Genomic DNA, 22,797 nt, shown 5'->3' with positions numbered 1-22,797 from the left:
CGGTTGACACATACTCACTTGGGTGAGGGGTCTGTCTCCGCGGATGCAGACCCCTCATCCGGCGCTTCGCGCCACCTTCTCCCACAAGGGGAGAAGGGAAGAGTGCGCCGCCGTAGCCGTGCGTTTCAGGCGTTCGAATATTTCTTCAGCTCCAGCCGCGCGATCTGGTTGCGATGGACCTCATCCGGCCCGTCCGCAAGACGCAGCAAACGTGCGGTCGCATAGGCCTGGGTCAAGCCAAAATCGTTCGACGTGCCGCCGCCGCCATGGGCCTGGATCGCCCAGTCGATGATCTGGCAGGCCATGTTGGGCACGGCGACCTTGATCATCGCGATCTCGGCTCTCGCCACCTTGTTGCCGACCGTGTCCATGGCGTAAGCCGCGTTGAGCGTCAGCAGCCGGGCCTGCTCGATCATGATGCGGGATTCCGCAATACGCTCCTGCGTTACCGTCTGCTCCGAGACCGGCTTGCCGAAGGCAACACGGCTGCGCACCCGCCGGCACATCTTTTCCAGCGTGCGTTCGGACAGGCCGATCAGGCGCATGCAGTGGTGGATGCGGCCGGGGCCGAGGCGACCCTGTGCGATCTCGAAGCCGCGGCCTTCGCCGAGCAGCATGTTCTCCTTCGGCACCCGTACATTGGTGAAGATGACTTCCGAGGCGCGATCCGGCACACCGTAGAAACCGAACACGGGGAGGGGACGTTTCACCTCGATACCCGCTGTCTCCATCGGCACCAGGATCATAGATTGTTGCTTGTGGCGATCCGCATTGTCCGGATCGGTCTTGCCCATGAAGATGCAAATTTTGCAGCGCGGGTCGGTCGCGTTGGTCGTGTACCATTTGCGGCCGTTGATGACGTAATGGTCGCCGTCGTGCACGATCGAGCTCTCGATGTTGGTCGCATCGGATGATGCGACCGCGGGCTCGGTCATGGCGAAGCAGGAACGGATCTCGCCGGCCAGCAGCGGCTTCAGCCAGCGCTCCTTGTCCTTCTCCGTGCCGTAGCGCTCCAGCACCTCCATATTGCCGGTGTCGGGCGCCGAACAGTTGAACACCTCGGGCGCCAGATGCGAGCGACCCATCACCTCGCAGAGCGGGGCATATTCGAGATTGGTGAGGCCTGCGCCGTGGCCGGACTCCGGCAGAAACAGGTTCCAGAGGCCTTCCGCGCGGGCGAGCGGCTTCAGTTCCTCGACGACGGGAAAGACCTTCCACGGCCCGAGCTCTTCCGCCTCGCGATAGAAGCGTTCCTCGTTCGGATAGATGTGCCGGTCCATGAAACTCTCGAGCTTGCGCTTGAGCTCGACGACCTTTGGCGACATCGGGTAGAGCATTTCTCGTCTCCTTGATCGATGGACGGCGGCGGCCTGCGTTTTCAGGTCAGTCGATCTCGAGATATTCGGCGTCGGGCAGCTTGGGGAAGGGCGCGGCCGGGAGCGTTTGGTACCAGAACGCCACGGAAGCGATGTCGTCCTGGAGCGGAAGATATTTTGCCTCCTTGAGGCCCGTTCGCCAGCCGAGCGCCTGGATCGTCACGCGCAGATCGTTCTGGAAGCGGATGGGGTCGGGGATGTGCCAGCGATACATGCCGAACCGCTGCTGCGATTTGTAGACGCCATCGGGGCGGATCACCTGCGGCAGGCCGGCATAGGGCGTGGTGAATTCCTGATAGTGGGATTGCTGCACGGCGCCGCGGCCGGAATGCGCGACATAGGGATCGAAATTGTAGGCACCGCAGAAGTAATCCTCGGTGCCGGTGCCGCAGATGGTCGGGAATTCGCCGTCGCCGTCGATGAAGAATTTGATCTCGCCTTCGCCCCACCAGCCATTGTTGTTGACGCCCCAGGCCATGTAGGTGCCGACATACTGGCCGCGCCCGGTGACGCCATCGAGGATGGTGTAGACGTCCTTGTAGGGCAGCGGGTTGGTGCGCCGGAACTGCGCGTGGAAATAGGCGCAGTCCTCGGGCACATCGGTCAGGGTGTAGTTGATCTGGTAATAGACGGTCAGCGCCTCCTCGCTGCGGTTCTCCAGCGTGAAGCGTGCGCGCTTGCGGAACGGCATCTCCCAGTAGCAATTGAACGCGCGCCCGGGATTAACGCAGACGGCAAGCGAGGACACTTGCGCGAACTCCTCCCATCCGCAGGCGAAGAAATCGCCGGCCGGGCACTCGACACTCGGATGCTCCTGGCCGTCCCAGTAGATGCGCAGGATCGAATGGCGCAGCCGTCCGCGCGCCAGCGTCATCCAGATCTGCTGGATTGCGCCCTGGCCCGCGATGTCGGCGAGCGTGAACGTCGCGCCGGGCTCGATGACGACATAGGGCGAGACCTTCCAGCCTTGCCCGAGATCGCGGGCCTGAGCTGCCGCGGGCCCGTCGACGGACATGCCGCCCTTGCCCTTTTCGCCGCTAAAGTTCTCGGGGCTGATCGAGCGCGTCTGCGCATTCGACAGGCGCGACAGATTGCCGAGATGCAGGCCCAATCCGGAAAACGCCATGATGTCCTCGATAAGGGGTTAGCGATGACCCGATATATCGCTCCCGAATCTACCAAATGATGAAGATGATCGCGCACCGAAGGACCGCGTGCGATCGTGCGGCGGCCTACCCAGCGCGATAACCCCTGAATTTCTCGCGCAGTGCCGACTTGAGCACCTTGCCGGTCCCGGTCATGGGGAATTCGTCCAGGAACTCGACGGCGTCCGGCATCCACCAACTCGCGATCTTCGGGTGCATGTGCTCGAGCAGCGTCTTGCCGTCGACCGTCGCGCCCTTCTTGCGGACGACGAGGAGGAGCGGGCGCTCCTGCCATTTATCGTGCACGATGGCGACGACGGCAGCTTGCAGAACGTCGGGATGGGACAGCGCGATGTCCTCGAGCTGGATCGAGGAAATCCATTCGCCGCCGGACTTGATCACGTCCTTGGAGCGGTCGGTGAGCGTGACGTGACCCTGGGCGTCGATCACGGCCATGTCGCCGGTGATCAGCCAGCCGTCGCGGTCGAGGCCTTCCTCTAACTTCATGTAGCCGGAGGCGACCCACGGACCGCGGGCACGCAAATGGCCGACGCTCTTGCCGTCGCGCGGCAGCTCGTTGCCGCCGTCGTCGACGATGCGCAACGACGTGCCGAAGCAGGCGCGGCCCGAGACCTGACGCCGGTCGAATTTCTCGGTGTCGCTGAGATGCTCCGAGCCCGGCCGCAATCCCGGCATCGAGCAGCCCAGCGCCTCCGTCATGCCCCAGGCCTGGATATAGTCGACGTTGTAGTCGCGCTTGAGTTTTTCGACCATCGCGCGCGGGGGCGCCGAGCCCGACGACAGCGTCGCGCGCAGCGTCGAGAATCTGTTGCCGGTACGGCCGAGCCAGTCGAGCAGGATCAGCCAGAAGCTCGGCACGCCCGCCGACAGCGTCACCTTCTCGCCTTCGAGCAGTTCGTAGAGCTTGTCGGGCTCGTAATTGCGGCCCGGCAGCACCAGCTTGGAGCCGGTATAGGGCGCGGTGAACGGCATGTTCCAGCCATTGCCGTGGAACAGCGGCGCCATCGGCATCATCACCTCGCGCACGCCTTCGCGATGTCCGGGGATGAAGTCGAAGCTGCTGCACGTCATGGTCTGTAGGATTGCGGCGCGGTGTGAATAGATCACGCCCTTGGGATTGCCCGTCGTGCCCGAGGTGTAGCAGATGGTGGAGGCGGATTTTTCGTCGAACTGCGGCCAGGCGAAACCTGCCTCGTTCTCCTTTTCCAAAAGCTCGTCGTAGCAGTGCACGTTCGGAAGCTTCGTCTCCGGCATTCGCTCGCGCGATGACATGATCACGTAGGCCTCGATCGTCTTCAGCTGCGGCGCGATCGCCTCGACGATCGGCAGCGTGGCGCGGTCGACGAAGAGGATACGGTCTTCGGCGTGGTTGATGATGTAGACGAGCTGCTCGGGAAACAGCCGCGGATTGACGGTGTGCAGCACATAGCCCATGCCGGGCGCGGCATAGAACATCTCGAAATGACGGTGCGTATTCCAGGCCAGTGTACCGACGCGGTCGCCTCGCTTCATGCCGAGCCGCTGCAAGGCCAGCGCCATGCGTTTGATGCGCGGATGCGCCTCCGCATAGGTGGTGCGATGGATGTCGCCTTCGATCTCGCGCGCGACGATCCCCGCTTCGCCGTGATAGTCGGCGGCATACTGGATCAGGCCGCTGGTCAGGAGCGGCATGTCCATCATCAATCCCTGCATTGTCCCCTCCGGAAATCCATGTCTTTGCAAGTCATGTCGTTAAATGTCATGTCGTTGCATGACGCATTTGGTTGCGTGCAAGGTAGCGGAACGAGCCGAGGCGTTCACGCAAAAAAGGTGGACGCGATTGCGTGCATCACTTTTTCAGGGCTAACTGCCGTGAGCTGTCGGCGAAGCAGCGCCCGCCGTGGAGGAGATCGATGTCAGCGGAAAAACACAAGACCGGTGCAGCCGGCGCGCCTACGATCGACATCGAAGCCTTGCGTGCGCGCTATCGCGACGAGCGCGACCTTCGCCTGCGCACCGAGGGCAAGGCGCAGTATGTCGAGGTGGCCGGCGGCTTTGCCCGCTATCTCGACGATCCCTGGGCCGATCCCGGATTTGCGCGCGCTGCCATCACCGAAGAGACCGAAGTGCTCATCGTCGGCGGCGGCTTCGGCGGGCTGTTGTGCGGCGCGCGTCTGCGCGAAGCTGGTATCGATGATTTCCGTATCGTGGAAAAGGCCGCCGATTTCGGCGGCACCTGGTACTGGAACCGTTATCCGGGCGCCGCCTGCGATACCGAGAGCTACATCTATCTGCCGCTGCTGGAAGAGACCGGCTACATGCCGGTGCGCAAATATGCGCGGGCTCCCGAGATCTACGAACACTCCCGCCGCATCGGCCGTCACTTCGGTCTCTACGAGCGTACGTTGTTTCAGACCATCATCTCGCAAATGACGTGGCAGGAGCGTGAGGGACGCTGGCTGGTCGAGACCGATCGCGGCGATCGCATCCGCGCGCGCTTTGTGATCCTGGCCGGTGGTCCGTTGAGCCGGCCGAAGCTACCGGGCATCCCCGGCATCGAGACGTTTAGGGGATACAGCTTCCACACCAGCCGCTGGGACTACGCTTACACCGGCGGCACAGCCGAGGGCGGTCTCACCGGCCTTGCCGACAAGCGCGTCGGCATCATCGGCACCGGTGCCACCGCCGTGCAATGCGTGCCGCATCTCGGCCGCTCGGCAAAAGAGCTTTACGTCTTCCAGCGCACGCCGTCGGCGATCGGCGTGCGCGACGACCGGCCGACGGATCACGCTTGGGCGGAGAGCCTCAAGTCCGGTTGGCAGCGCGAGCGGATGGATAATTTCACCGCCGTGATTTCGGGCGAGCCGTTCGAACAGGATCTGGTGCAGGACGGCTGGACCGGCTTGCTCGGCGAAATCCTGCTGGCGCCACGCCGTCAGCCGCAGCCGGTGACCTCGATGGAAGAGGCGCTGAAGGTGATCGAGCAGGCCGACTACCGCAAGATGGAGGAGATACGGGCCCGCGTCGACGCGGTGGTGAAGGACGAGGCCGCGGCCGCTGCGTTAAAACCCTGGTACAAGGCGTTCTGCAAGCGGCCGTGCTTTCACGACGAATATCTCGACACCTTCAATCGCCCAAACGTGCATCTCGTCGACACCAGGGGCAGGGGCGTCGAGCATGTCACCGAAAATGCGGTCATCGTCGACGGCAAATCCTACGAGCTCGACTGCCTGATCTATGCCAGCGGCTTTGAGGTCGGCACCGACTACGCGCGCCGCATGGGGTTCGAGGTCTATGGCCGCGGCGGCGAGAGCCTCTCCGAGCGCTGGCGTGACGGCGTCAAGACGCTGCACGGCTTCTACAGCCGCGGCTTTCCGAACTGCTTCCTGATCGTGACGGTGCAGGCTGGCCAGAGCGCCAATTTCCCGCACATCATCGACGAGCAATCGCAGCACATCGCCTATGTGATCGATCAGGTGCGCAAGCGCGGTGCGCAGACGCTGGAGCCGACGCTTGCCGCCGAGAACGCCTGGGTCGACGAAGTCGTCAAGGCCGCGCTCGGCCGCCAGACCTATCTCGCCGAATGCACGCCCGGATACTATAACAACGAAGGCGTGTTCGATCCGATAGCGGCCCGGAACAGTCAATATTGGCGCGGGCCGGTGGCGTTCCTGCGACTGCTCGCCAAGTGGCGCAAGGAGGGCGGGCTGGCCGGATTGGACTTGACGTATGACACCGCTGCGGAGACCGACGGCTCCCCGGTCGCGGCGTGACCTTCGTGATCCCGGCTCCCACTGGCGCAACGCGGCTCTTTGTGATCGTCGGTGATCCCATTGCGCAGGTGCGCTCGCCCGCGGGTGTGACGGCAGCCTTTGCTGCGCGCGGCCATGATGGCATCCTCGTTCCCGCGCAGGTCTCGACGGCCGACCTGCCCGATTTCCTCTCGGTTGCAACCCGGCTGAAGAACCTCGACGGCATCGTCGTGACCATCCCGCACAAATTTGCCTGCTACCAGGCCTGCGCCAGCGCCAACCATCGCGCGCACTTCCTGCGCACCGTGAACCTGATGCGCCGCCGCTCCGACGGCGGATGGCATGGCGACATGGTCGACGGACTAGGCTTCGTTGGTGCAGCGCGCGCCAAGGGCATCGATCCCAGGGGTATGCGCGCGCTGCTGGTCGGGGCGGGCGGCGCTGGCTCGGCCATTGCACTCGAACTGGTCGAGGCCGGCGTCAGCGAGATCGCCATCCACGACGCAGCGACGGAGCGCCGCGACGTGCTGATCGCGCAGTTGAACAGGCTCGGCAAGGGCCGTGCGCTGGCCGGCTCCGCCGATCCCTCGGGTTTCGATTTCGTCGCCAATGCGACTCCCGCCGGAATGAAGGACGGCGACCCGCTTCCGGTCGATGTCACGCGGCTCGCCCCGTCAGCCTATTGCGGCTGCGTGATCACCAAGCCCGAAATTTCGCCGTTCATCGCGGAAGCTCGCAAACGCGGCTGCGTCACTGCGACCGGCATCGACATGTACCAGCAGCACCAGAGCGTCATGGTGGATTTCCTGCTCGGGACCGACGGCGGGGCGATAGACGTTTGATTCATGTCAAGCGCATTGCTTGCATTGATTGCATCGGTCGGGGCTTGAGCGCGCGCGGCTGACGTAGGATCATGCCTGTGCGCGAGCCGGTCGCGCAAATCGAGGGAAGGGAACGCGTAAATGACCAAGGGCAGGACCGTTGCGGCGGTGATCGGCGCGGCCGCGCTGCTGTTGTCCCTGGCCCCCATGGCCGAGGCCGCGCAATGCGGCAACGGGCCCGCGGGGTTCGAAGGCTGGAAGCGCGAGTTCAGCGCGGAGGCGCAGGGCAAGGGCATCGGCCAGACCGCGATCTCGGCGCTGATGCAGACCAATTACGCCAGCGCCACCATTGGGGCCGACCGCAGCCAGCACAGTTTTTCGCTCTCGCTCGACCAGTTTTTGGCCAAGCGCGGCGCCACCACCATTGTCGCGCGCGGCCGGTCGCTGAAGCAGTCGCAGGCCGCGATGTTCGCCTCGATCGAGCAGCGCTACGGCGTTCCGCCGGGGCCGCTGATCGCGATCTGGGGCATGGAGACCGGTTTCGGCAGCCAGCGTGGCAACCAGAACATGCTCTCGTCGATCGCGACGCTTGCCTATGACTGCCGCCGTCCCGAATTCTTTACCGACCAGCTCTATGCGGCGCTGAAGCTGATCGACCGCGGCACGCTGTCGGGAGCAACCCGCGGCTCCATGCATGGAGAGGTCGGCCAGACCCAGTTCATGCCCAAGAACATCCTGGCCTACGGCACCGGCAATCTCGAGGTTTCCGCCAACGCGTTGAGCTCGACCGCGAATTTCCTGAAAGCCCATGGTTGGCGTGCGGGAGCCGGTTACCAGCCGGGCGAGCCGAACTTCGCTGCCATCGAGGCCTGGAACGCGGCGGGCGTCTACCAGAAGGCGATCGCGCTGATGGGTCGGCAGATCGACCAAGGCGGCGGGGCGGCCGCAGCGCGCTGACTGGCTCCGCAAGGCGTGACTGGACTGCAGGTGAGAAAGTTGTTGCTATCAGGAACTGACGGCACGAGGTTTGCTTTGATCAAGTTAAGGGCTGGGCATGAGGAGACTCAACATGGCTACCCAGATCGTGATGGACCAGACCGGCGATACGCGGCACGAGTTTGATCCTGAGAATGCCGAAGCGTTGGCGCGGGCCGAACAACGCTTTCGGGAGCTGACCGGAATAGGCTTCACTGCCGCGCTCCGAACCGGGCCCGGCGAAGTCACCCGGATCAGATCGTTCGACCCGACCGCGCATGAGACGCTGTTCTATCCCCGCCTGGTCGGCGGTTGATCTGAACTGCTCATGATCGCGGCATTCAGGCTCCGCGCGCCGGCGCGAGCGCGCCTGCACGCGCTCCGCGAACTCTACCGGCGCTTCTTTGGCGAGAACACGCCCGACGCTCGCGGCCGCCGGCTTTTGTCCGAATGGCTGTCGCCGGAGCAGCGCGCACAATTCGAGCAGCACCGGCATTTTGACGTCATCGGCTGCGACACCGGCAAGCGATACCGCATTCACTACGGCACAGCCGCCAACGTCCACGAGATCGACGATGCCGGGATGGCGACGATGGGATGGTGCTTCGTCCCCTCAGGCTTCCTCGTGCCGGGCGACGTCATGCTGGCGCAGAAGATCGCGCTCGAGACGGACGAGAAGGGGGCGTTGGCGCTCGCGAACCGGTTTCCGCCGGCAACGCATTCGGAGCATTTTTACCGGCGGCCGTTTTAGCGCTGGGGGCCGGCGAGCCGGCCCGATCAGAGGTGCGTGGTCCGATACGCGTCCAGCGCGTGCGCTGCGAAGACACCGATGCTGCAAAGCGCGAGAACGGCTGAGATCAGTTCGATCATAGCGCGTCCTCCCCAAGCGACTGGGCGACGAGATGCTGGCAGCAGGAGTAATCCCGGATGAGATCGAGGAGGAATTGCATGGTGGCCGTCCCTGTTTAATTTTGACAACAGCATAGCGGCCGCTTTGTTTCAGGCGTGTTTCGTCGATTTGGGAAAGGGGTTTCGCGGGGAACCGGGGCTGGTTTCTGAGCGGTCGACCCGCTACATCCCGCTGTCAGTTTGTCCCTTTGGCCGTGCGCGTCGCGCGGGCGGCGCATCATATTTCGAGGCAAAATAATGGCACAGGTCGAGTGGTTCGACGATCTCACCGTCGGAATGCGCTTCGAATCCCCCGAGGTTGCGGTCACCGAGGCCGACATCAAGCGCTTCGCAGCCGAGTTCGATCCGCAGCCGATGCACCTCGACCAAGAGGCCGCCCAACAGACCCTGTTCAAGGGGCTGGCTGCGTCGGGATGGCACACCGCTTCCATCGCCATGAATCTCGCGGTCCAGACCCGGCCCTTCGGCCCGCACCCGCTGATCGGGGCGGGCGTTGACGGACTGCGCTGGATGCTTCCGGTGCGGCCGAATGACCGGCTGCATCTGGTTGGCGAGGTCATGAGCCTGACGCCGTCGAAATCGAAGCCGCAAGGCATCGCACTGGTGAAATGGACGATGTTCAACCAGAACGGCGAGGAGGTTTACACCTTCACCCCGATCGCTATCGTGCCGCGGCGCGGCTAGGGCGGTTCGCGCCGGTCACCGCCATCAGCCGGCTGATGGCCTTGCGGCCCGCCGGGAGAGGTGGTCAGCTTGGCCCGGGGAAAACGCTGGAGGCTGACATGAGACGATTCCTTTTTGCTGCTGCGCTGCTTACAGGCGCCTTGAGCGCCGGGCCTGCGCTCGCGCAACAATCCAAGGTCGGCGACTGGAGCATCGAGAAGCGCGGCCAGGACACCCACTGCAATGCGAGCCGCGGCTACAAGGACAAGGACGACGAGAACCGCGACTACGTCATCGTCATCACCTATTCCGACAAGGCGATCGTGATCGTGATGATCTATGACGGCTGGGAGTGGGACAAGGTCGGCGAGATACTCAAGGCTGACGTCGGCACCGATGATTCCGACATCATGTCGAAGGCGAAGTGGGAGGTCATGGACAAGACCACCGTGCGCGGCATCTTCGAATACGATCAATCCATCATGGACCGGCTGTCGAAGGCCAAGCGTCTCACGCTCGATTTCGAGGACGATGACGACGACAGCATCGAGATGCAGATTCCGCGCGCCGGCGAAGCACTCGCCGCGCTGAAGTTCTGCGAGGAAAACCGGAAATAAAGTGCTGCCCGCGCAGCGAGCGCGATTGAGCAAGCCGGCAGCGCGCCGGGCGCGTGACCCACAGCACACAGCCCGCGCGCTGTTCGCATTTATCCTAGTCTTTGGCGCATACGTCCAAGCCGCACCCTCCGGTTGACGTTACCCAAGGACGATGTTCGAGATTCCAGCATTTTTCTCTGACGTATTTTCTTCGTCGTGGACGACAGTCGGTCCGTCTGTCTCCTTCGTTAGCCCCCGCAGCGCGAGACCGCGCAGGTATCGCCGGGGCACCACCCAGATCGCGTCGTCCGGCCGATGACGATCCTCGAAGCGCACAGGTTCTCGTCTCTCGTCGGCGACATCTACGATGCGGCGGTTGATCCGGCGCAGCGAAATGCCGCACTGGAACAGGTCGCGGGTTTCGTCGGCGGGTCGGCCGTGACCATTCTCTCGCGGGACGCAGCCAGGCTCTCGATCGAGATCCACCAGCATTTTGGAACGGAGTCCCGCTTTCGCCAGCTCTACCGCGATCGATATGTGGAGCTCGATCCGCTGCTCGATCGGCACCTCGATCTTGCCGGTGAGCAGGCCATCGGTGTGACCGATATCATGCCCTATTCGGATTTCTTGGCGACGAGCTTCTATCGCGAGTGGGTGGAACCACAGGGCGCAGTCGACCTCGCGACCGTCACGCTCGAGCGATCGAATGCGCGTACGACGGTTCTCCAGGTGATGCGCGGTCGGTCGCGAGGAACCGTCGATGACGCGATGCGCGAGCGCATGCGGCTGCTTGCGCCGCACATCCAGCGCTCGCGAGTCATGGGCCGGCAGATCAGGGCGCGCTCCCATACCGTCGAGGACCTTGCTGATGTCCTCGACGGCTTGAGCACGGCGATCTGCCTGCTCGACGCGGAGGGGCGGGTCGTCCATGCCAACGCATCCTGCCGGCAGCTGTTTGTCGACGGCGATCTGCTTGCGATCGTCGGCGATCGCATTGTGGCCCGTAACACCCAGGCAGACAAAATATTCCGCGGCCTGTTCGATGTCATCGCTGATGGCGGAGCCCGTTCGAACGGTCGCCGCCGGATCGATCTCATGACATCAGTCGACGGTCAGCACTATCTGGTCCACGCCTTTCCCCTTGCGCACCAGCGCAGCCTGCAACGAGATAGCGCAGCCACGGTGCTGTTTCTGCAAAAGGCTTCGATGCTGCCTCTGCTCGCACCGGAAGCGATCGCGGCAGCGTTCAGGCTGACACCGTCGGAACTCCGCGTGCTGATGGCGATCGTCGAATTCGGTGGGGTTCCGGACATCGCGGCAAAACTCGGCATCGCCGAGACGACGGTGAAGACGCATCTCGGTCGCCTGTTCGAAAAGACCGGTGCCGGCAGGCAGGCGGATCTCGTGAAGATCGCCGCCGGCTTTGCCGTGCCGTTCGCACAGCGGACCGGCACTGACGATATCGTGTGATCCATTTCACATCGCGCGCCGCGAATTAGCGCAATCTCAATCCATTGTGATGAACAAGGCGGGCGCGTCCTCCGAACGTATGACGCGTATCATTTGATACTTTCGTATGTAGCGTTTCTTGAAATGAGAAGAGCAATACGCGCCACCAAGACAATGCGCGATGGCACCGGATACGAGTGCGAGGAAACAACAGCGCGTGGCCGAACCTGCTCGTCTTGGGAGAGATTGCAGTGAACGGCAATGATGATTTTTCTATTCTCAATGTTTCGACAAACGACGTTCCCGAGGGCGAACGTGTCACGATGCTGCGGGAATTCTACCGCCGCGGAGTGGTGAAGGCGGAGATCAACGCAAAAGAAGGGAAGCCGTTCGAGGCGCGCTTCACCTCACATGCCCTGCCGGAAGCGCAACTGATGATTGGAACGTTGTTTGGAGCCAGGCTCATTCGCACGAAGCAACTGATTGTTGACGGCGACGACAGCCTTGCTCTGGTCGTGAATCGATCGGGAGCGATCGGGATATCTGCGCGAGGACGTGATTTGCTGCTTCAGCCGGGAGACGCGGCGTTGACGAGTGCTGAAGATGTCATGACCCTCGAGCGATTGTCGCCTGGAGATTGTCTCTCCTTGCGCGTACCGAGGCGGGTCCTGGCGCCGATGATCGTGGATGTCGATGATGCGGTGATGCAGCTCACGCCGGAGGGCGCCGCTGGAGCCCGGTTGCTCGTCGACTACGCGGCTGCCCTGGTCAGAGAAGAGGCTCTGGCGATACCTGCGCTCCGTCGGCTTGCCGTAGGACATCTGCATGACCTGCTGGCGCTCGTGCTCGACCCGACCGATGAAGCTCTCGAGATCGCAGGACGGCGAGGTGTCAAGGCGGCCCGGCTACGCAAAGCAAAATTCCTCATCGCCAACAATTGCTGGCGGCAGGACCTGTCGGTTGCGACCGTTGCACAGGAACTGGGCGTCACACCGCGCTATCTCCAGCGCCTGTTCGAGGCCGATGGCAAGACGTTCTCGTCCTTTCTGATCGTGCAGCGTCTCAAGCGCGCCCACCGCATGTTGCGCGACCCGGAATTCGTCGAGCGTCCGGTCTCTTCGATCGCCTACGACGTCGGCTTCGGCGATCTCTCTTATTTCAACCGCTGTTTCCGGCGGGCCTATGGCGCCACGCCAAGCGACGTCAGGAGCGGCACGGTGGAGTGATCGCGCTCCGGCGTTTTGACATGATCCTTGATCGTGAAGTCATGACTCAGTATTGCGTGCGGCGCCGTCCGTCGGAGTGTTGAATGCGCCGTTTCTTCTTCGACCTTTTGGTCGGCAATGTCGTGAAGATCGATCCCGGCGGCATGGTGTTCGAACATACCAAGGCGACATTTGTGGTGGCCGACGAGATGGCGAGGCATCTCTTCGTCTGGCGTGACGATTTGCGCGACCGCGACGCCTGGATCCGCGTGAGGGATGCCGGCGGGCGCGAGATCTATCGCGCCGCGGTGTGGTCGGAGAGCGCGGAGAGGGCAGGCTGGGATACTTGAATGCGACGCGTGCCGGCCGGGCCATCCGCCCGGCCGGCGCCTCATCCGATCGGAGGATGCCGCAGGCTTTGGTTGTGCTATGCTTCCCGGCATTGATCACAGAAGCTATTTGTAGCCATGCACGGACCCCGGAAACTGCCTGAACTGGTCGAGTCCATCTACGATGCCGGGCTCGATCCCTCGCGGTGGAACGACGTCGTCGCCGGCATTCGGGACTTCGTCGGAGGCCAGGCCTGCGGGCTGTTTTCCAAGGACTCGATCAGCAAATTCGGGGTCACGCATTATTATTGCGGGGCCGATCCGCACTACATCCAGCTCTACTCCGAGACCCATTCCAAGTTCGATCCGCTGACGGTGCTGCCGCCACACGGCCAGATTGTAAGCATTCCGGATCTCGTCAATTTCGACGAATATCGGCGCGGGCGCTTCTATCAAGAATGGATGCAGCCGCAGGGTTGCAGCGATGCGGCCAATGTCGTGCTCGAGAAGTCGAGCTCGAGCTGCCCCGTGATGATGACGGTGTTGACCGGGCGGCGCATGGTCGATGCCGGGATGAGGAACCGGCTGTCGCTGATCGTGCCGCACGCCAGCCGCGCGCTCCTGATCAACCGCGCCATCACATCGCAACTGTCGTTGGCAAGCGCACTGGCGGATGTTCTGAACAACCTCGCCGACGGCATCTTCCTGCTGGATGCCTCCTGCCACGTGGTGCACGCCAATGCGGCCGGCCATGCGATGATTGCGGCCGACGAGGTCGTTCGCACTGTTGCCGGCCAATTCGCCACATGCAGCACCGAGGCCAATCAGGTGCTGCGCGATGCCTTTGCGGCGCGCGGTGAAATCGCTCTTTCAACGGCGAGAGGGCAGGCGATTCCACTCCTCTCGCCGAAGGGAGAGCGCTACGTCGCGCATATCCTGCCTTTGGCGTCCGTGATGCGTAACGGCGGCGAACGAGGGCTCGATGCCGTCGGCGCGTTGCTCGTGCGCAAGGTCGGGCTCGGCAATCAATCCTACGGCGAATTGATCGCGCGGGCGTTCGATCTGACGCCGGCTGAGCTGCGCGTCTTGCAGTCGATCGTCGAGGTTGGTGGCGTGCCGGAGACGGCGGCCGCGCTTGGTATTGCCGAGACGACGGTGAAGACGCATCTTCATCGTGTGTTCGCCAAGACCGGCGCGAGCCGGCAGGCCGATCTCGTCAAGCTCGCGGCAGGATTTTCCAACCCGCTTGTCCACTGACGCATCAGTCGTGGCGCGAAGAGCGGCAGAGTAGCGCCCGCAATTTCATCATCAGAAAGTTATCGCGCGTCATTCGTTTGGGTGACGCGATTTGCTGCGTTCTCTTCTAGGACACGACACACGATTTCTTGTTCGTCGCGTTCGATCCTTGTGTGAAGCAACTCACAGCGAGTGGAAGTGAATCTGATCATTCTCTCGCGCAGGTTGAAGGGAAATCGCCATGCGAACGACGTCACGGACCCTGGCTGACACGTTCCACGACGCCGTCGGTCGCATGGTCGCAGCGCTGCACCAGCAGCGCGCGATCGAGGCGCGGCGCGTGTTGTACCGCTGCCGCCATCTGCTGGACGCGCAGTATGAAACATCGCCTTTGAATGAAATCATTTCTGTCTGCAACGGAGAGGATATTTCAGGACATGCCCACCGATCTGATGAGCGCAAGCACGCAGCCCGCTCCCCGACGCTCGAACGCGCGTAACGTCAACATCGTCGCGGTGGCGCTTACGGCGGCGCTCGTCACTCTTCAGCTGGTCGGTTTGGCAATGCTGGACCGGTCGCACGCGCATGCGATGCATGTGTCGTTTCCGCGCGAGCCCGCGATTTGCACGGAAAGCACTGAGCCTCCCGTATCGCCGATTCCCTACGACTGACCGGAGGGCGCATCGTGCCGGATTTGACAACCGACCTGCTGCTCAGCGTTGCCGTGTTCGCCGGAGCCTTCGTCTCGGGGCTTTCGGGCTTCGCATTCTCCGCCGTGGCCGGCGCGATCCTGTTGCGCGTGTTTCAGCCGCTAGAAGCCGTGCCGCTGATGATGGCGTGCAGCATCGGCGTGCAAGCGACCAATCTGTGGGCGCTTCGGCGCAGCATTCGTTGGGAGGGCAGCCTGCTCCTGATTGTCGGCGGATTGATCGGCGTTCCCATTGCGGTGTCGCTGTTGCAGTCGACCGATACGCATCTGCTCAGGCGCGGCTTTGGAATCGTCGTCGCGCTGTACGCCGCCTACATGCTGCTGCGGCCGACGCTGGTGACGGCCGGTGAGGCCGTCGGCCGGCCCTGGGTTGCGCTGATCGGATTCGGCGGAGGGCTGGTCGGCGGACTGACCGCCATGCCCGGTGCGATCCCGACCATCTGGTGCGACATGCGCGGCATGCCCAAGAGCGAGCAGCGCGGCCTGGTGCAGCCGTTCATCGCCGCCATGCAGCTGTTCGCGATCGTCCTGCTGGTCGGACACCAGGATCTGTCGTCAAAGGTCCTGGTCGACCTCGCGATCAGCCTGCCGGCGCTGTTCGCCGGCTCAGCACTCGGCGTGATAGCGTTTCACCGGGTCAACGAGACGGTCTTTCGCAAGACCGTGCTCGTTCTGCTGCTGGTGTCCGGCGCATCGCTGATCTTGACCCACTAGTGACCAAGACCCTGGACCGGGGCTGCACCGGTGTCGCTGGTGTGATGCGTCAGCGGCTTCATGCCGGTGACGGTGCGCAGCAGCACGTAGAACACCGGCGTCAGGAACAGGCCGAACACGGTGACGCCGATCATGCCGGAGAACACCGCGACGCCCATGGCCCGCCGCATCTCAGAGCCGGCGCCGGTCGAGAGCACGAGCGGCAGCACGCCCATGATGAAGGCCATCGACGTCATCAGGATCGGCCGTAGCCGCAGCCGGCTGGCCTCGATCGCCGCCCGGATCGGCGTGCGCCCGGCGAATTCGAGCTCACGTGCGAATTCGACGATCAGGATCGCGTTCTTGGCGGACAGGCCGACGAGTACGATCAAGCCGATCTGGGTGAAGACGTTGTTGTCGCCCTTCGAGAGCCAGACGCCGAACATCGCCGCCAGCAATCCCATCGGCACGATCATGATGATCGAGAGCGGCAGTGTCAGGCTCTCATAGAGCGCGGCCAGCACCAGGAACACCAAGAGGATCGCCAGCGGGAACACCCAGAGGCCGGAATTGCCGGCGATGAACTCCTGATAGGTCAGGTCGGTCCATTCGAAGGCAAAGCCGGGCGGCAACGTCTCCGCCGCGATCCGCGTCGCGACTTCCTGCGCCTGGCCGGATGAGAAGCCGGGCGCGGCGGCCGCGTTGATGTCGGAGGACAGGAAGCCGTTGTAGCGGATCGCTCGCTCAGGCCCCGCGCTCTGGCGGATCGTGAGCAGCGCCGACAGCGGCACCATGTCGCCGGATGACGAGCGCACCTTCAACTGCCTGATGTCGTCGGCGCGCGCGCGGAACGGCGCGTCGGCTTGCACATAGACGGAGTAGGTGCGGCCAAATTTGTTGAAGTCGTTGACGTAGTAGGAGCCCAGATAGATCTGGAGCGTGTTGAACACCTCCGTCACGGGCACCCCGAGCTGCAGCGCCTTGGTGCGGTCGATGTCGGCGAAGAGCTGGGGCACGTTGACCTGGAAGCTCGAGAACACGCCGGCAATCTCCGGCGCCTTCTGCATCGCCGCCGTAAATGCCTTGGTCGCCTCGTTCAGGGCCTCATAGCCGAGACCGGCCCGGTCCTCGATCTGAAGCTTGAAGCCGCCGATGGTGCCGAGGCCGTTGACCGGCGGCGGTGGGAACATGGCGATGAAGGCTTCCTGAATGCCGGCGTACTTCTTGTTGAGATCGGCTGCAATGGCATTGCCGCTCAGGGCCGGTCCCTTGCGTTCGTCGAACGGTTTGAGCGTCGAGAACACGATGCCGGCGTTGGAGGAGTTGGTGAAGCCGGCGATCGACAGGCCCGGAAACGCCACCGAGCTCTCGACACCGGGCTGGGTCAGCGCGATGTCGCTCATCTTGCGGATCACCTCTTCGGTGCGATCGAGTGCTGCGCCGTCGGGCAGCCGCGAGAAGCCGACCAGATATTGCTTGTCCTGGCCCGGCACGAACCCGCTCGGCACCTGCTGGAACAGGAAGGCGGTGAGGCCGACCAGGACCACATAGAGGCCCATCACCGCGGCCTTGCCCGAGATCACCTTGGTGACAGTGCCGCTGTAATTCTCCGATGAGCGTGTGAACGCCTTGTTGAAGCCACGGAAGAACCAGCCGAGGCTCTTTTCAAGGACGATCGTCAGCCGGTCTTTTGGTTCATTATGTCCCTTGAGCAGCAGCGCCGACAACGCCGGCGACAGCGTCAGCGAGTTGACGGCGGAAATCACGGTCGAGATCGCGATCGTCAGCGCGAACTGCTTGTAGAATTGCCCGGTGAGGCCGGAGATGAAGGCGAGCGGCACGAACACCGCGATCAGCACCATCGCAATCGCGATGATCGGACCGGACACCTCGCGCATTGCCTGATAGGTGGCGTCGCGCGGCGACAGTCCGCCCTCGATATTGCGCTCGACGTTCTCGACCACGACGATGGCGTCGTCGACGACGATGCCGATCGCGAGCACCAGCCCGAACAGGCTGAGCGCGTTGATGGAGAAGCCGAACAGGTGCATCACGGCGAAGGTGCCGACGATCGAGACCGGCACCGCCAGCAGCGGAATGATCGAGGCGCGCCAGGTCTGCAGGAACAGGATCACGACCAGCACGACCAGCGCGATCGCCTCCAGCAGCGTATGGATGACAGCCTCGATCGAGGAGCGCACGAACTGGGTGGGATCGTAGACGATCTGGTAGGACACGCCCTCCGGCATGTTCTTCTTGATTTCGGCCATGGTGGCGCGAACGTGGTCGGAAATTTCCAGCGCGTTGGAGCCGGGCGCCTGGAAGATCGGGATCGCGACCGCCTGCTTGTTGTCGAGCAGCGAGCGCAGGCCGTATTCGGACGCGCCGAGCTCGATGCGCGCAACGTCGCGTAAGCGAACCACCTCGCCACGCGTGCCTGTCTTGACCACGATGTCGCCGAACTGCTCTTCGTTGGCGAGCCGGCCTTCGGCGTTGACGGACATTTGCAGGTCGATGCCCTTGACGTTCGGGGAGGAGCCGACCACGCCGGCGGCGGCCTCGACGTTCTGCGCCTGGATCGACTTGACGATGTCGTTCGCGGTCAGCCCGTGCTCGGCGGCCTTCTGCGGATCGACCCAGACCCGCATCGAATAATCGCCGGCGCCGTAGAGCTGGACGTCGCCGACGCCGTCGATCCGGGCCAGCCGATCCTTGACGTTGAGCACCGCGTAGTTGCGCAAATACGTCATGTCGTAGCGGTTGTTCGGCGACAGCAGATGCACGACCATGGTGAGGTCGGGCGAGGACTTCTTGGTGATGATGCCGAGCTGGCGCACCACCGCCGGCAGGCGCGGCTCGGCCTGCTGGACGCGGTTCTGCACCAGCTGCGTCGCCTTGTCAGGATCGGTGCCGAGCCGGAACGTCACCGTCAGCGTCATTGCGCCGTCGGTGGTCGCCTGGCTCGACATATAGAGCATGCCTTCGACGCCGTTGATCTGCTCCTCGATTGGCGTCGCTACCGTCTCCGCGATTACCTTGGGATTGGCGCCGGGATAGGAGGCGCGCACCAGGACCGAGGGCGGCACGACATCGGGGTATTCCGAGATAGGCATTGCGAACAGCGAGATCAGACCGGCGAGAAAGATCAGGACCGACAGCACGCCGGCGAAGATTGGACGGTCGATGAAAAATTTCGAAAGATTCATGGCTTTGCCCCTGCGCGAGAGACAACTTCCCCGTTGATCCGGGACGCGGGCCAAGCCCGCGAACCCGGAATCTGGGAGTGAGGTCCTCGGAGTCTAAATTCGATATTCCGGGGCGCGTTACGCACGCCCCGGAATGACGTAACTAGCGTTGCACCACATCCTGATTGCTGTGGTTCGCTGCCTGCTGAGGTCCACGCGCGCCCATCGCCGCGACCTCGGTCTTGAGGAGGGCGCCGGGACGCACGCGCTGGAGGCCGTTGACGACGATGCGCTCGCCGGGCTTCAAGCCCGCCGTCACGATGCGAAGGCCATCGACGGAGCCGCCGAGCGTGATCGGCCGATAGACCGCGCGGCTGTCGTCAGAGACCGCCATCACGAACTTCTTGTCCTGGTCGGTGCCGATCGCGCGCTCGTCGATCATCACCAGCGCCTGCTGTTTTGGTTGGCCCATGCGCACGCGGGCAAACTGGCCGGGAATGAGACGCCCGTCCTCGTTGTCGAACACCGCGCGGACGCGGATCGTGCCGCTCTGGCCATTGACCTGGTTATCGATGAGCTGGATGTGGCCTTTCGCCGACAGACCGCCGGAGGTCGCCATCGCGACCGGGATCTGGTCGAGATTGCCGCGCTTGCCGGAGACCTCGGAAATCGAGTTCAACGCCCGCAACACGACTTCCTCATCCGCATCGAACGACGCGTAGATCGGATTGACCGAGACCAGCGACGTCAGCACCGGGGAGGCGGTGCCGGCGGCGACGAGATTGCCGACGGTGACCTCGATCTTGCCGACGCGGCCGTCCACTGGCGCACGCACCTCGGTATAGTCGAGATTGAGCTTTGCGGTCTGGAGCGTGGCCTCGGCTGCCTTCACATTAGCGATCGCCTCGCGATTGGCGTTGTCACGCTGGTCGTAATCGCGCCGGGTGACGACGGCGTTGCCAACCAGCTGCGCGCCACGCTCGAGTTCGCTCTGGGTGAACACCACGCGCGCCTTGGCGGCCTCTAACTGGGCGTTGGCCTTGTCGACCTCGGCCGCGTAAGGCGCCGGATCGATCTTGAACAAGAGGTCACCGGCCTTCACCAGCGTGCCTTCGGTGAAGTTGGCGCTGAGGATCGCACCCGCAACGCGCGGGCGGAGCTCGACGCGTTGGATGGCCTCGAGCCGTCCGGAGAAGTCATCCCACAGCACGGTCTGCCGCGGCTCGATCATCGCGACGGTGACGGAGACGGCTTGTTCGGCCGCAGCCGCCGTTGCAGTCGCTTGTGCTGCACGAAAGTAATGGCCGGTTGCAATCGAACCGGCCACGGCGAGGGCGCCCACGATGGCAACGCCGCCAAGTAGACGACGGAAGCGGCGGGGGCGAGAGGTATTTTGGGACGGGGGCATTTGCGCGCTCCAGAATTGTAGTGTTCACTACAGATGTGGAGCTGGATATCGCAGCGCAAGATACTTATGTACCGCTCACTAAGAAAATTGTCACTGCCTACCGCAAGAATTGGAAGGCGGAAGAGAAAATAAAGCTAGAACAAATAGATAGGATCAAGCGTTAGGTTAGGGGATAACGCCGATACCGAGGAGAACAGGCACATGGGCATGGGACGCCCCCGCGAATTCGACGCCGAGACGGCGTTGGACCAGGCGATGGAAGTGTTTTGGCGCCACGGTTATGAGGGCGCCACGATTGCTCAACTCACCGAGGCCATGGGCATCAACCCCCCGAGCCTCTATGCCTGCTTCGGCAACAAGGAAGGTCTGCTGAAGGCCGCGCTCGACCGTTACACCAAGCTGCGCGGCGGCTGGATGGACGAGGTGGTCGCGTCACCCACCGCCCGCGAGGTCGCCGAGCGGATGCTGATGGGCATCGCCGACAAGCAGACCGATCCCGCCAATCCCCCCGGCTGCCTGCTCGTGCAGGGCGGCATCGCCTGCGGCACCGGCTCCGAAAACGTCCCCTTCGAGCTCGCCGCCCGCCGCGCCCAGAACGAAGATCAGCTCCGCGACCGCTTCGTGCGCGCTAAGACGGAGGGCGATCTCAAGCCGACGTCGGATCCCGCTGCGCTCGCGCGCTATGTCTCGGCCGTCTCCGTCGGCATGGGGGTAATGGCGTCCTCCGGTGCCGACCGCGAGGCGCTGCGGCAAGTGGCGAGCGTGGCCGTGCAGGCGATCGAGGCGCAGTCGAAGCAGGAGTAGGGCGCGATCAATCTGCCTGGCAAAAAACGACGCCCCGATGCAGGCATCGGAGCGCCGGGCAGTGCGATCAGCGTTGAGCAAAGACCAGAGATATCCTCACGAAGCTTCACTCAAGACCGGCGAAGCGTTTTCCTCGGCCTTGAGCTCTTCGAGGCTGCGATGCCGGGGCTCGATGCCGAGCGCCCACACCGTGATGATCTGCACCACCAGCAGTCCAATCATCAGCGCCATGACGCCTGCCACGCCGCGCGATTCAAAGAGCGACACGACGAGGAACGGTGTGACGATCGTGGCGCCGCGCCCCAGCGTGTTGACGATGCCGGAGGCGCGCAGGCGCACCTCGGTCGGAAACAGCTCGGGAATGTAGATGCCGAACAGGAGTGCGACCAGGACGTAGATCGGCACGGTCAAGGCGAAGCCCACGGCCGGCAGCAGGATCGGATCGGAGATCATGGGGTAGAGGATACCCAACGCCACCGTGATCAGGGACGCGCCGATGATGGTCGGTTTCCGGCCCCAGCGGTCGGCGGTCAATGCGCCGATGCCCGAGCCGATCGGCGCGCCGAGCGCCATCAGCAGCGAATAGCCGAAGGACGTTGCGATCGAGAGGCCTTGCTTGACGAAGAACACGGGCAGCCAGGTCACAAAGCCATAGAGCAGGGTGTTGATCGTGATCAGGCAGACGGCGCCGACGATCATCCGCGACAGCAGCGGCGCGGTGAACAACGTGCCGAGATCGGGGGATACCGGCACCGGCGCCATCGCGGCAGGCGCAGGCAAGGGCTGACCCTGGGCCGCCTCCTTCTCGATGGCCTGCATGAGAGTTTCCGCCTCAGCGGTGCGTCCCACGGCTTCCAGCCAGCGCGGCGATTCCGGCAACGATTTGCGCATGTACCACACGATCAGCGCGCCGATGCCGCCGAGAATGAACATGGAGCGCCAGCCAAACTGCGGTACGAGCACGGATGCGACCAGCAGCGCCACGGGCAAGCCCGTCACGACGCAAACAGCCATGAGGCCGAGCCATTTGCCGCGCGTGCGCGCGGGCACGAATTCAGTCATGGTCGAATAGCCGACGACGTTCTCGGCACCTAACCCGACGCCCATCACGAAGCGGCAGGCGATGAGGAAGGCCATGTCCGGCGCGAACGCCGCAGCGAGCGAAGCGATGCCGAAAAGGAGCAAATTGAATTGGTAGGTAAAGCGGCGTCCGTAACGATCGCCGAGGAAGCCGGTGCCGAACGATCCCAGCATCATGCCGACGAAGGTCGCGGAGATGAAAGCCGCGTTCTGGGCGAGTGTCGAAAATCCGGTCTTCAGCGTCACGCTGAGCACGGTCCCGGCGATGTAGATGTCGAAACCGTCGAAGAACATGCCGATGCCGATCAGCAGCATGATGCGGCGATGGAATGGTCCGACCGGAAGCCGATCAAGACGGCCGCCTGCGTTCACCGATGTCGACATTGACGCTCTCCCTTGACTGTTATCCCCGTCGATGCGGCCCGCCTTCTCTAGGGGCGATCTGCCGCTTGAAATTTTTTG

20 protein-coding genes are annotated in these 22,797 nt (G+C 63.4%); 14 read left to right on the top strand and 6 right to left on the bottom strand.

Annotated elements, in window-relative coordinates; genetic code table 11:
• Positions 1–125: 125 nt before the first annotated feature.
• The 3 genes from UB31_RS09920 to UB31_RS09910 form a co-directional block, all read right to left on the bottom strand.
• Entirely contained in the window at positions 126–1,337 is a 1,212-nt protein-coding gene (locus tag UB31_RS09920; protein WP_045010724.1) for an acyl-CoA dehydrogenase family protein, read from the bottom strand.
• Positions 1,338–1,383: 46 nt separating this feature from the next.
• Positions 1,384–2,502, bottom strand: coding sequence for a glycoside hydrolase family 172 protein (locus tag UB31_RS09915; protein ID WP_045010723.1), 1,119 nt, complete (start codon positions 2,500–2,502; stop codon positions 1,384–1,386).
• A gap of 106 nt (positions 2,503–2,608) precedes the next feature.
• Positions 2,609–4,234, bottom strand: coding sequence for a long-chain fatty acid--CoA ligase (locus UB31_RS09910; protein ID WP_045010722.1), 1,626 nt, complete (start codon positions 4,232–4,234; stop codon positions 2,609–2,611).
• A 200-nt stretch (positions 4,235–4,434) separates the two neighbouring features.
• Between UB31_RS09910 and UB31_RS09905 the strand changes: the two genes are divergently transcribed.
• The 13 genes from UB31_RS09905 (at position 4,435) to UB31_RS09845 (ending at position 15,879) form a co-directional block, all read left to right on the top strand.
• On the top strand, positions 4,435–6,294 hold the full coding sequence (locus UB31_RS09905; protein ID WP_045010721.1) for a flavin-containing monooxygenase: 1,860 nt from the start codon (positions 4,435–4,437) through the stop codon (positions 6,292–6,294).
• Between the two features lie 5 nt (positions 6,295–6,299).
• Positions 6,300–7,115 (top strand): shikimate dehydrogenase family protein, encoded by an 816-nt coding sequence (locus UB31_RS09900; RefSeq protein ID WP_045010882.1) that lies wholly within the window; start codon positions 6,300–6,302, stop codon positions 7,113–7,115.
• 120 nt (positions 7,116–7,235) lie between these two features.
• Positions 7,236–8,051, top strand: a complete 816-nt coding sequence (locus UB31_RS09895) for a lytic murein transglycosylase (RefSeq protein ID WP_045010720.1) — start codon at positions 7,236–7,238, stop codon at positions 8,049–8,051.
• Between the two features lie 112 nt (positions 8,052–8,163).
• On the top strand, positions 8,164–8,385 hold the full coding sequence (locus UB31_RS09890; RefSeq protein WP_045000734.1) for a hypothetical protein: 222 nt from the start codon (positions 8,164–8,166) through the stop codon (positions 8,383–8,385).
• 12 nt (positions 8,386–8,397) lie between these two features.
• Positions 8,398–8,820 (top strand): hypothetical protein, encoded by a 423-nt coding sequence (locus tag UB31_RS09885; RefSeq protein ID WP_045000732.1) that lies wholly within the window; start codon positions 8,398–8,400, stop codon positions 8,818–8,820.
• Positions 8,821–9,215: 395 nt separating this feature from the next.
• Complete coding sequence (locus tag UB31_RS09880; RefSeq protein WP_045010719.1) at positions 9,216–9,662, top strand: MaoC family dehydratase; 447 nt, start codon at positions 9,216–9,218, stop codon at positions 9,660–9,662.
• Between the two features lie 98 nt (positions 9,663–9,760).
• Positions 9,761–10,258 carry a hypothetical protein gene (locus UB31_RS09875; protein ID WP_045000728.1) on the top strand — a complete coding sequence of 166 codons (498 nt, stop codon included), beginning with the start codon at positions 9,761–9,763 and terminating at the stop codon, positions 10,256–10,258.
• Between the two features lie 294 nt (positions 10,259–10,552).
• Positions 10,553–11,707, top strand: a complete 1,155-nt coding sequence (locus UB31_RS09870) for a helix-turn-helix transcriptional regulator (RefSeq protein ID WP_045010718.1) — start codon at positions 10,553–10,555, stop codon at positions 11,705–11,707.
• Between the two features lie 230 nt (positions 11,708–11,937).
• A complete protein-coding gene (locus UB31_RS09865) occupies positions 11,938–12,912 on the top strand; it encodes an AraC family transcriptional regulator (RefSeq protein ID WP_045010717.1) in 975 nt (324 codons plus the stop codon).
• A gap of 83 nt (positions 12,913–12,995) precedes the next feature.
• Positions 12,996–13,241 (top strand): DUF6894 family protein, encoded by a 246-nt coding sequence (locus UB31_RS09860; protein ID WP_045010716.1) that lies wholly within the window; start codon positions 12,996–12,998, stop codon positions 13,239–13,241.
• A gap of 117 nt (positions 13,242–13,358) precedes the next feature.
• Positions 13,359–14,477, top strand: a complete 1,119-nt coding sequence (locus tag UB31_RS09855) for a helix-turn-helix transcriptional regulator (protein WP_045010715.1) — start codon at positions 13,359–13,361, stop codon at positions 14,475–14,477.
• 416 nt (positions 14,478–14,893) lie between these two features.
• Complete coding sequence (locus UB31_RS09850) at positions 14,894–15,127, top strand: hypothetical protein (protein ID WP_045010714.1); 234 nt, start codon at positions 14,894–14,896, stop codon at positions 15,125–15,127.
• A gap of 14 nt (positions 15,128–15,141) precedes the next feature.
• Entirely contained in the window at positions 15,142–15,879 is a 738-nt protein-coding gene (locus tag UB31_RS09845) for a sulfite exporter TauE/SafE family protein (protein ID WP_045000722.1), read from the top strand.
• On the opposite strand, the gene UB31_RS09840 is transcribed toward UB31_RS09845, so the two are convergent.
• Positions 15,876–19,064: an efflux RND transporter permease subunit gene (locus UB31_RS09840; protein ID WP_045010713.1), complete on the bottom strand. Its 3,189-nt coding sequence runs from the start codon at positions 19,062–19,064 to the stop codon at positions 15,876–15,878. The genes UB31_RS09845 and UB31_RS09840 overlap by 4 nt on opposite strands.
• Before the next feature lie 142 nt (positions 19,065–19,206).
• On the bottom strand, positions 19,207–20,451 hold the full coding sequence (locus tag UB31_RS09835; protein WP_045010712.1) for an efflux RND transporter periplasmic adaptor subunit: 1,245 nt from the start codon (positions 20,449–20,451) through the stop codon (positions 19,207–19,209).
• A 201-nt stretch (positions 20,452–20,652) separates the two neighbouring features.
• Between UB31_RS09835 and UB31_RS09830 the strand changes: the two genes are divergently transcribed.
• Complete coding sequence (locus UB31_RS09830) at positions 20,653–21,255, top strand: TetR/AcrR family transcriptional regulator (protein WP_045000717.1); 603 nt, start codon at positions 20,653–20,655, stop codon at positions 21,253–21,255.
• A gap of 96 nt (positions 21,256–21,351) precedes the next feature.
• Here UB31_RS09830 and UB31_RS09825 read toward each other — a convergent pair whose 3' ends face one another.
• The gene (locus tag UB31_RS09825) at positions 21,352–22,719 is read right to left on the bottom strand and encodes an MFS transporter (RefSeq protein WP_045010711.1); all 1,368 of its coding nucleotides are present in this window, start codon (positions 22,717–22,719) and stop codon (positions 21,352–21,354) included.
• Between the last annotated feature and the right edge of the window lie 78 nt (positions 22,720–22,797).

The organism is Bradyrhizobium sp. LTSP849 (assembly GCF_000938255.1).
In the GTDB taxonomy this organism is placed as follows: Bacteria; Pseudomonadota; Alphaproteobacteria; order Rhizobiales; family Xanthobacteraceae; genus Bradyrhizobium.
The sequence above is the reverse complement of the archived record's forward strand: the minus strand, read 5'-3'. Positions and strand labels throughout refer to the sequence as shown.

What these genes read in the sequence shown, in the direction of transcription:
- UB31_RS09875 (WP_045000728.1), top strand. Translation starts at nt 9,761, where the DNA reads ATGAGACGATTCCTTTTTGCTGCTGCGCTGCTTACAGGCGCCTTGAGC.
- UB31_RS09905 (WP_045010721.1), top strand. Translation starts at nt 4,435, where the DNA reads ATGTCAGCGGAAAAACACAAGACCGGTGCAGCCGGCGCGCCTACGATC.
- UB31_RS09890 (WP_045000734.1), top strand. Translation starts at nt 8,164, where the DNA reads ATGGCTACCCAGATCGTGATGGACCAGACCGGCGATACGCGGCACGAG.
- UB31_RS09885 (WP_045000732.1), top strand. Translation starts at nt 8,398, where the DNA reads ATGATCGCGGCATTCAGGCTCCGCGCGCCGGCGCGAGCGCGCCTGCAC.
- UB31_RS09825 (WP_045010711.1), bottom strand. Translation starts at nt 22,719, where the DNA reads ATGTCGACATCGGTGAACGCAGGCGGCCGTCTTGATCGGCTTCCGGTC.
- UB31_RS09835 (WP_045010712.1), bottom strand. Translation starts at nt 20,451, where the DNA reads ATGCCCCCGTCCCAAAATACCTCTCGCCCCCGCCGCTTCCGTCGTCTA.
- UB31_RS09850 (WP_045010714.1), top strand. Translation starts at nt 14,894, where the DNA reads ATGCCCACCGATCTGATGAGCGCAAGCACGCAGCCCGCTCCCCGACGC.
- UB31_RS09895 (WP_045010720.1), top strand. Translation starts at nt 7,236, where the DNA reads ATGACCAAGGGCAGGACCGTTGCGGCGGTGATCGGCGCGGCCGCGCTG.
- UB31_RS09880 (WP_045010719.1), top strand. Translation starts at nt 9,216, where the DNA reads ATGGCACAGGTCGAGTGGTTCGACGATCTCACCGTCGGAATGCGCTTC.
- UB31_RS09855 (WP_045010715.1), top strand. Translation starts at nt 13,359, where the DNA reads ATGCACGGACCCCGGAAACTGCCTGAACTGGTCGAGTCCATCTACGAT.
- UB31_RS09920 (WP_045010724.1), bottom strand. Translation starts at nt 1,337, where the DNA reads ATGCTCTACCCGATGTCGCCAAAGGTCGTCGAGCTCAAGCGCAAGCTC.
- UB31_RS09870 (WP_045010718.1), top strand. Translation starts at nt 10,553, where the DNA reads ATGACGATCCTCGAAGCGCACAGGTTCTCGTCTCTCGTCGGCGACATC.
- UB31_RS09910 (WP_045010722.1), bottom strand. Translation starts at nt 4,234, where the DNA reads ATGCAGGGATTGATGATGGACATGCCGCTCCTGACCAGCGGCCTGATC.
- UB31_RS09860 (WP_045010716.1), top strand. Translation starts at nt 12,996, where the DNA reads ATGCGCCGTTTCTTCTTCGACCTTTTGGTCGGCAATGTCGTGAAGATC.
- UB31_RS09830 (WP_045000717.1), top strand. Translation starts at nt 20,653, where the DNA reads ATGGGCATGGGACGCCCCCGCGAATTCGACGCCGAGACGGCGTTGGAC.
- UB31_RS09840 (WP_045010713.1), bottom strand. Translation starts at nt 19,064, where the DNA reads ATGAATCTTTCGAAATTTTTCATCGACCGTCCAATCTTCGCCGGCGTG.
- UB31_RS09915 (WP_045010723.1), bottom strand. Translation starts at nt 2,502, where the DNA reads ATGGCGTTTTCCGGATTGGGCCTGCATCTCGGCAATCTGTCGCGCCTG.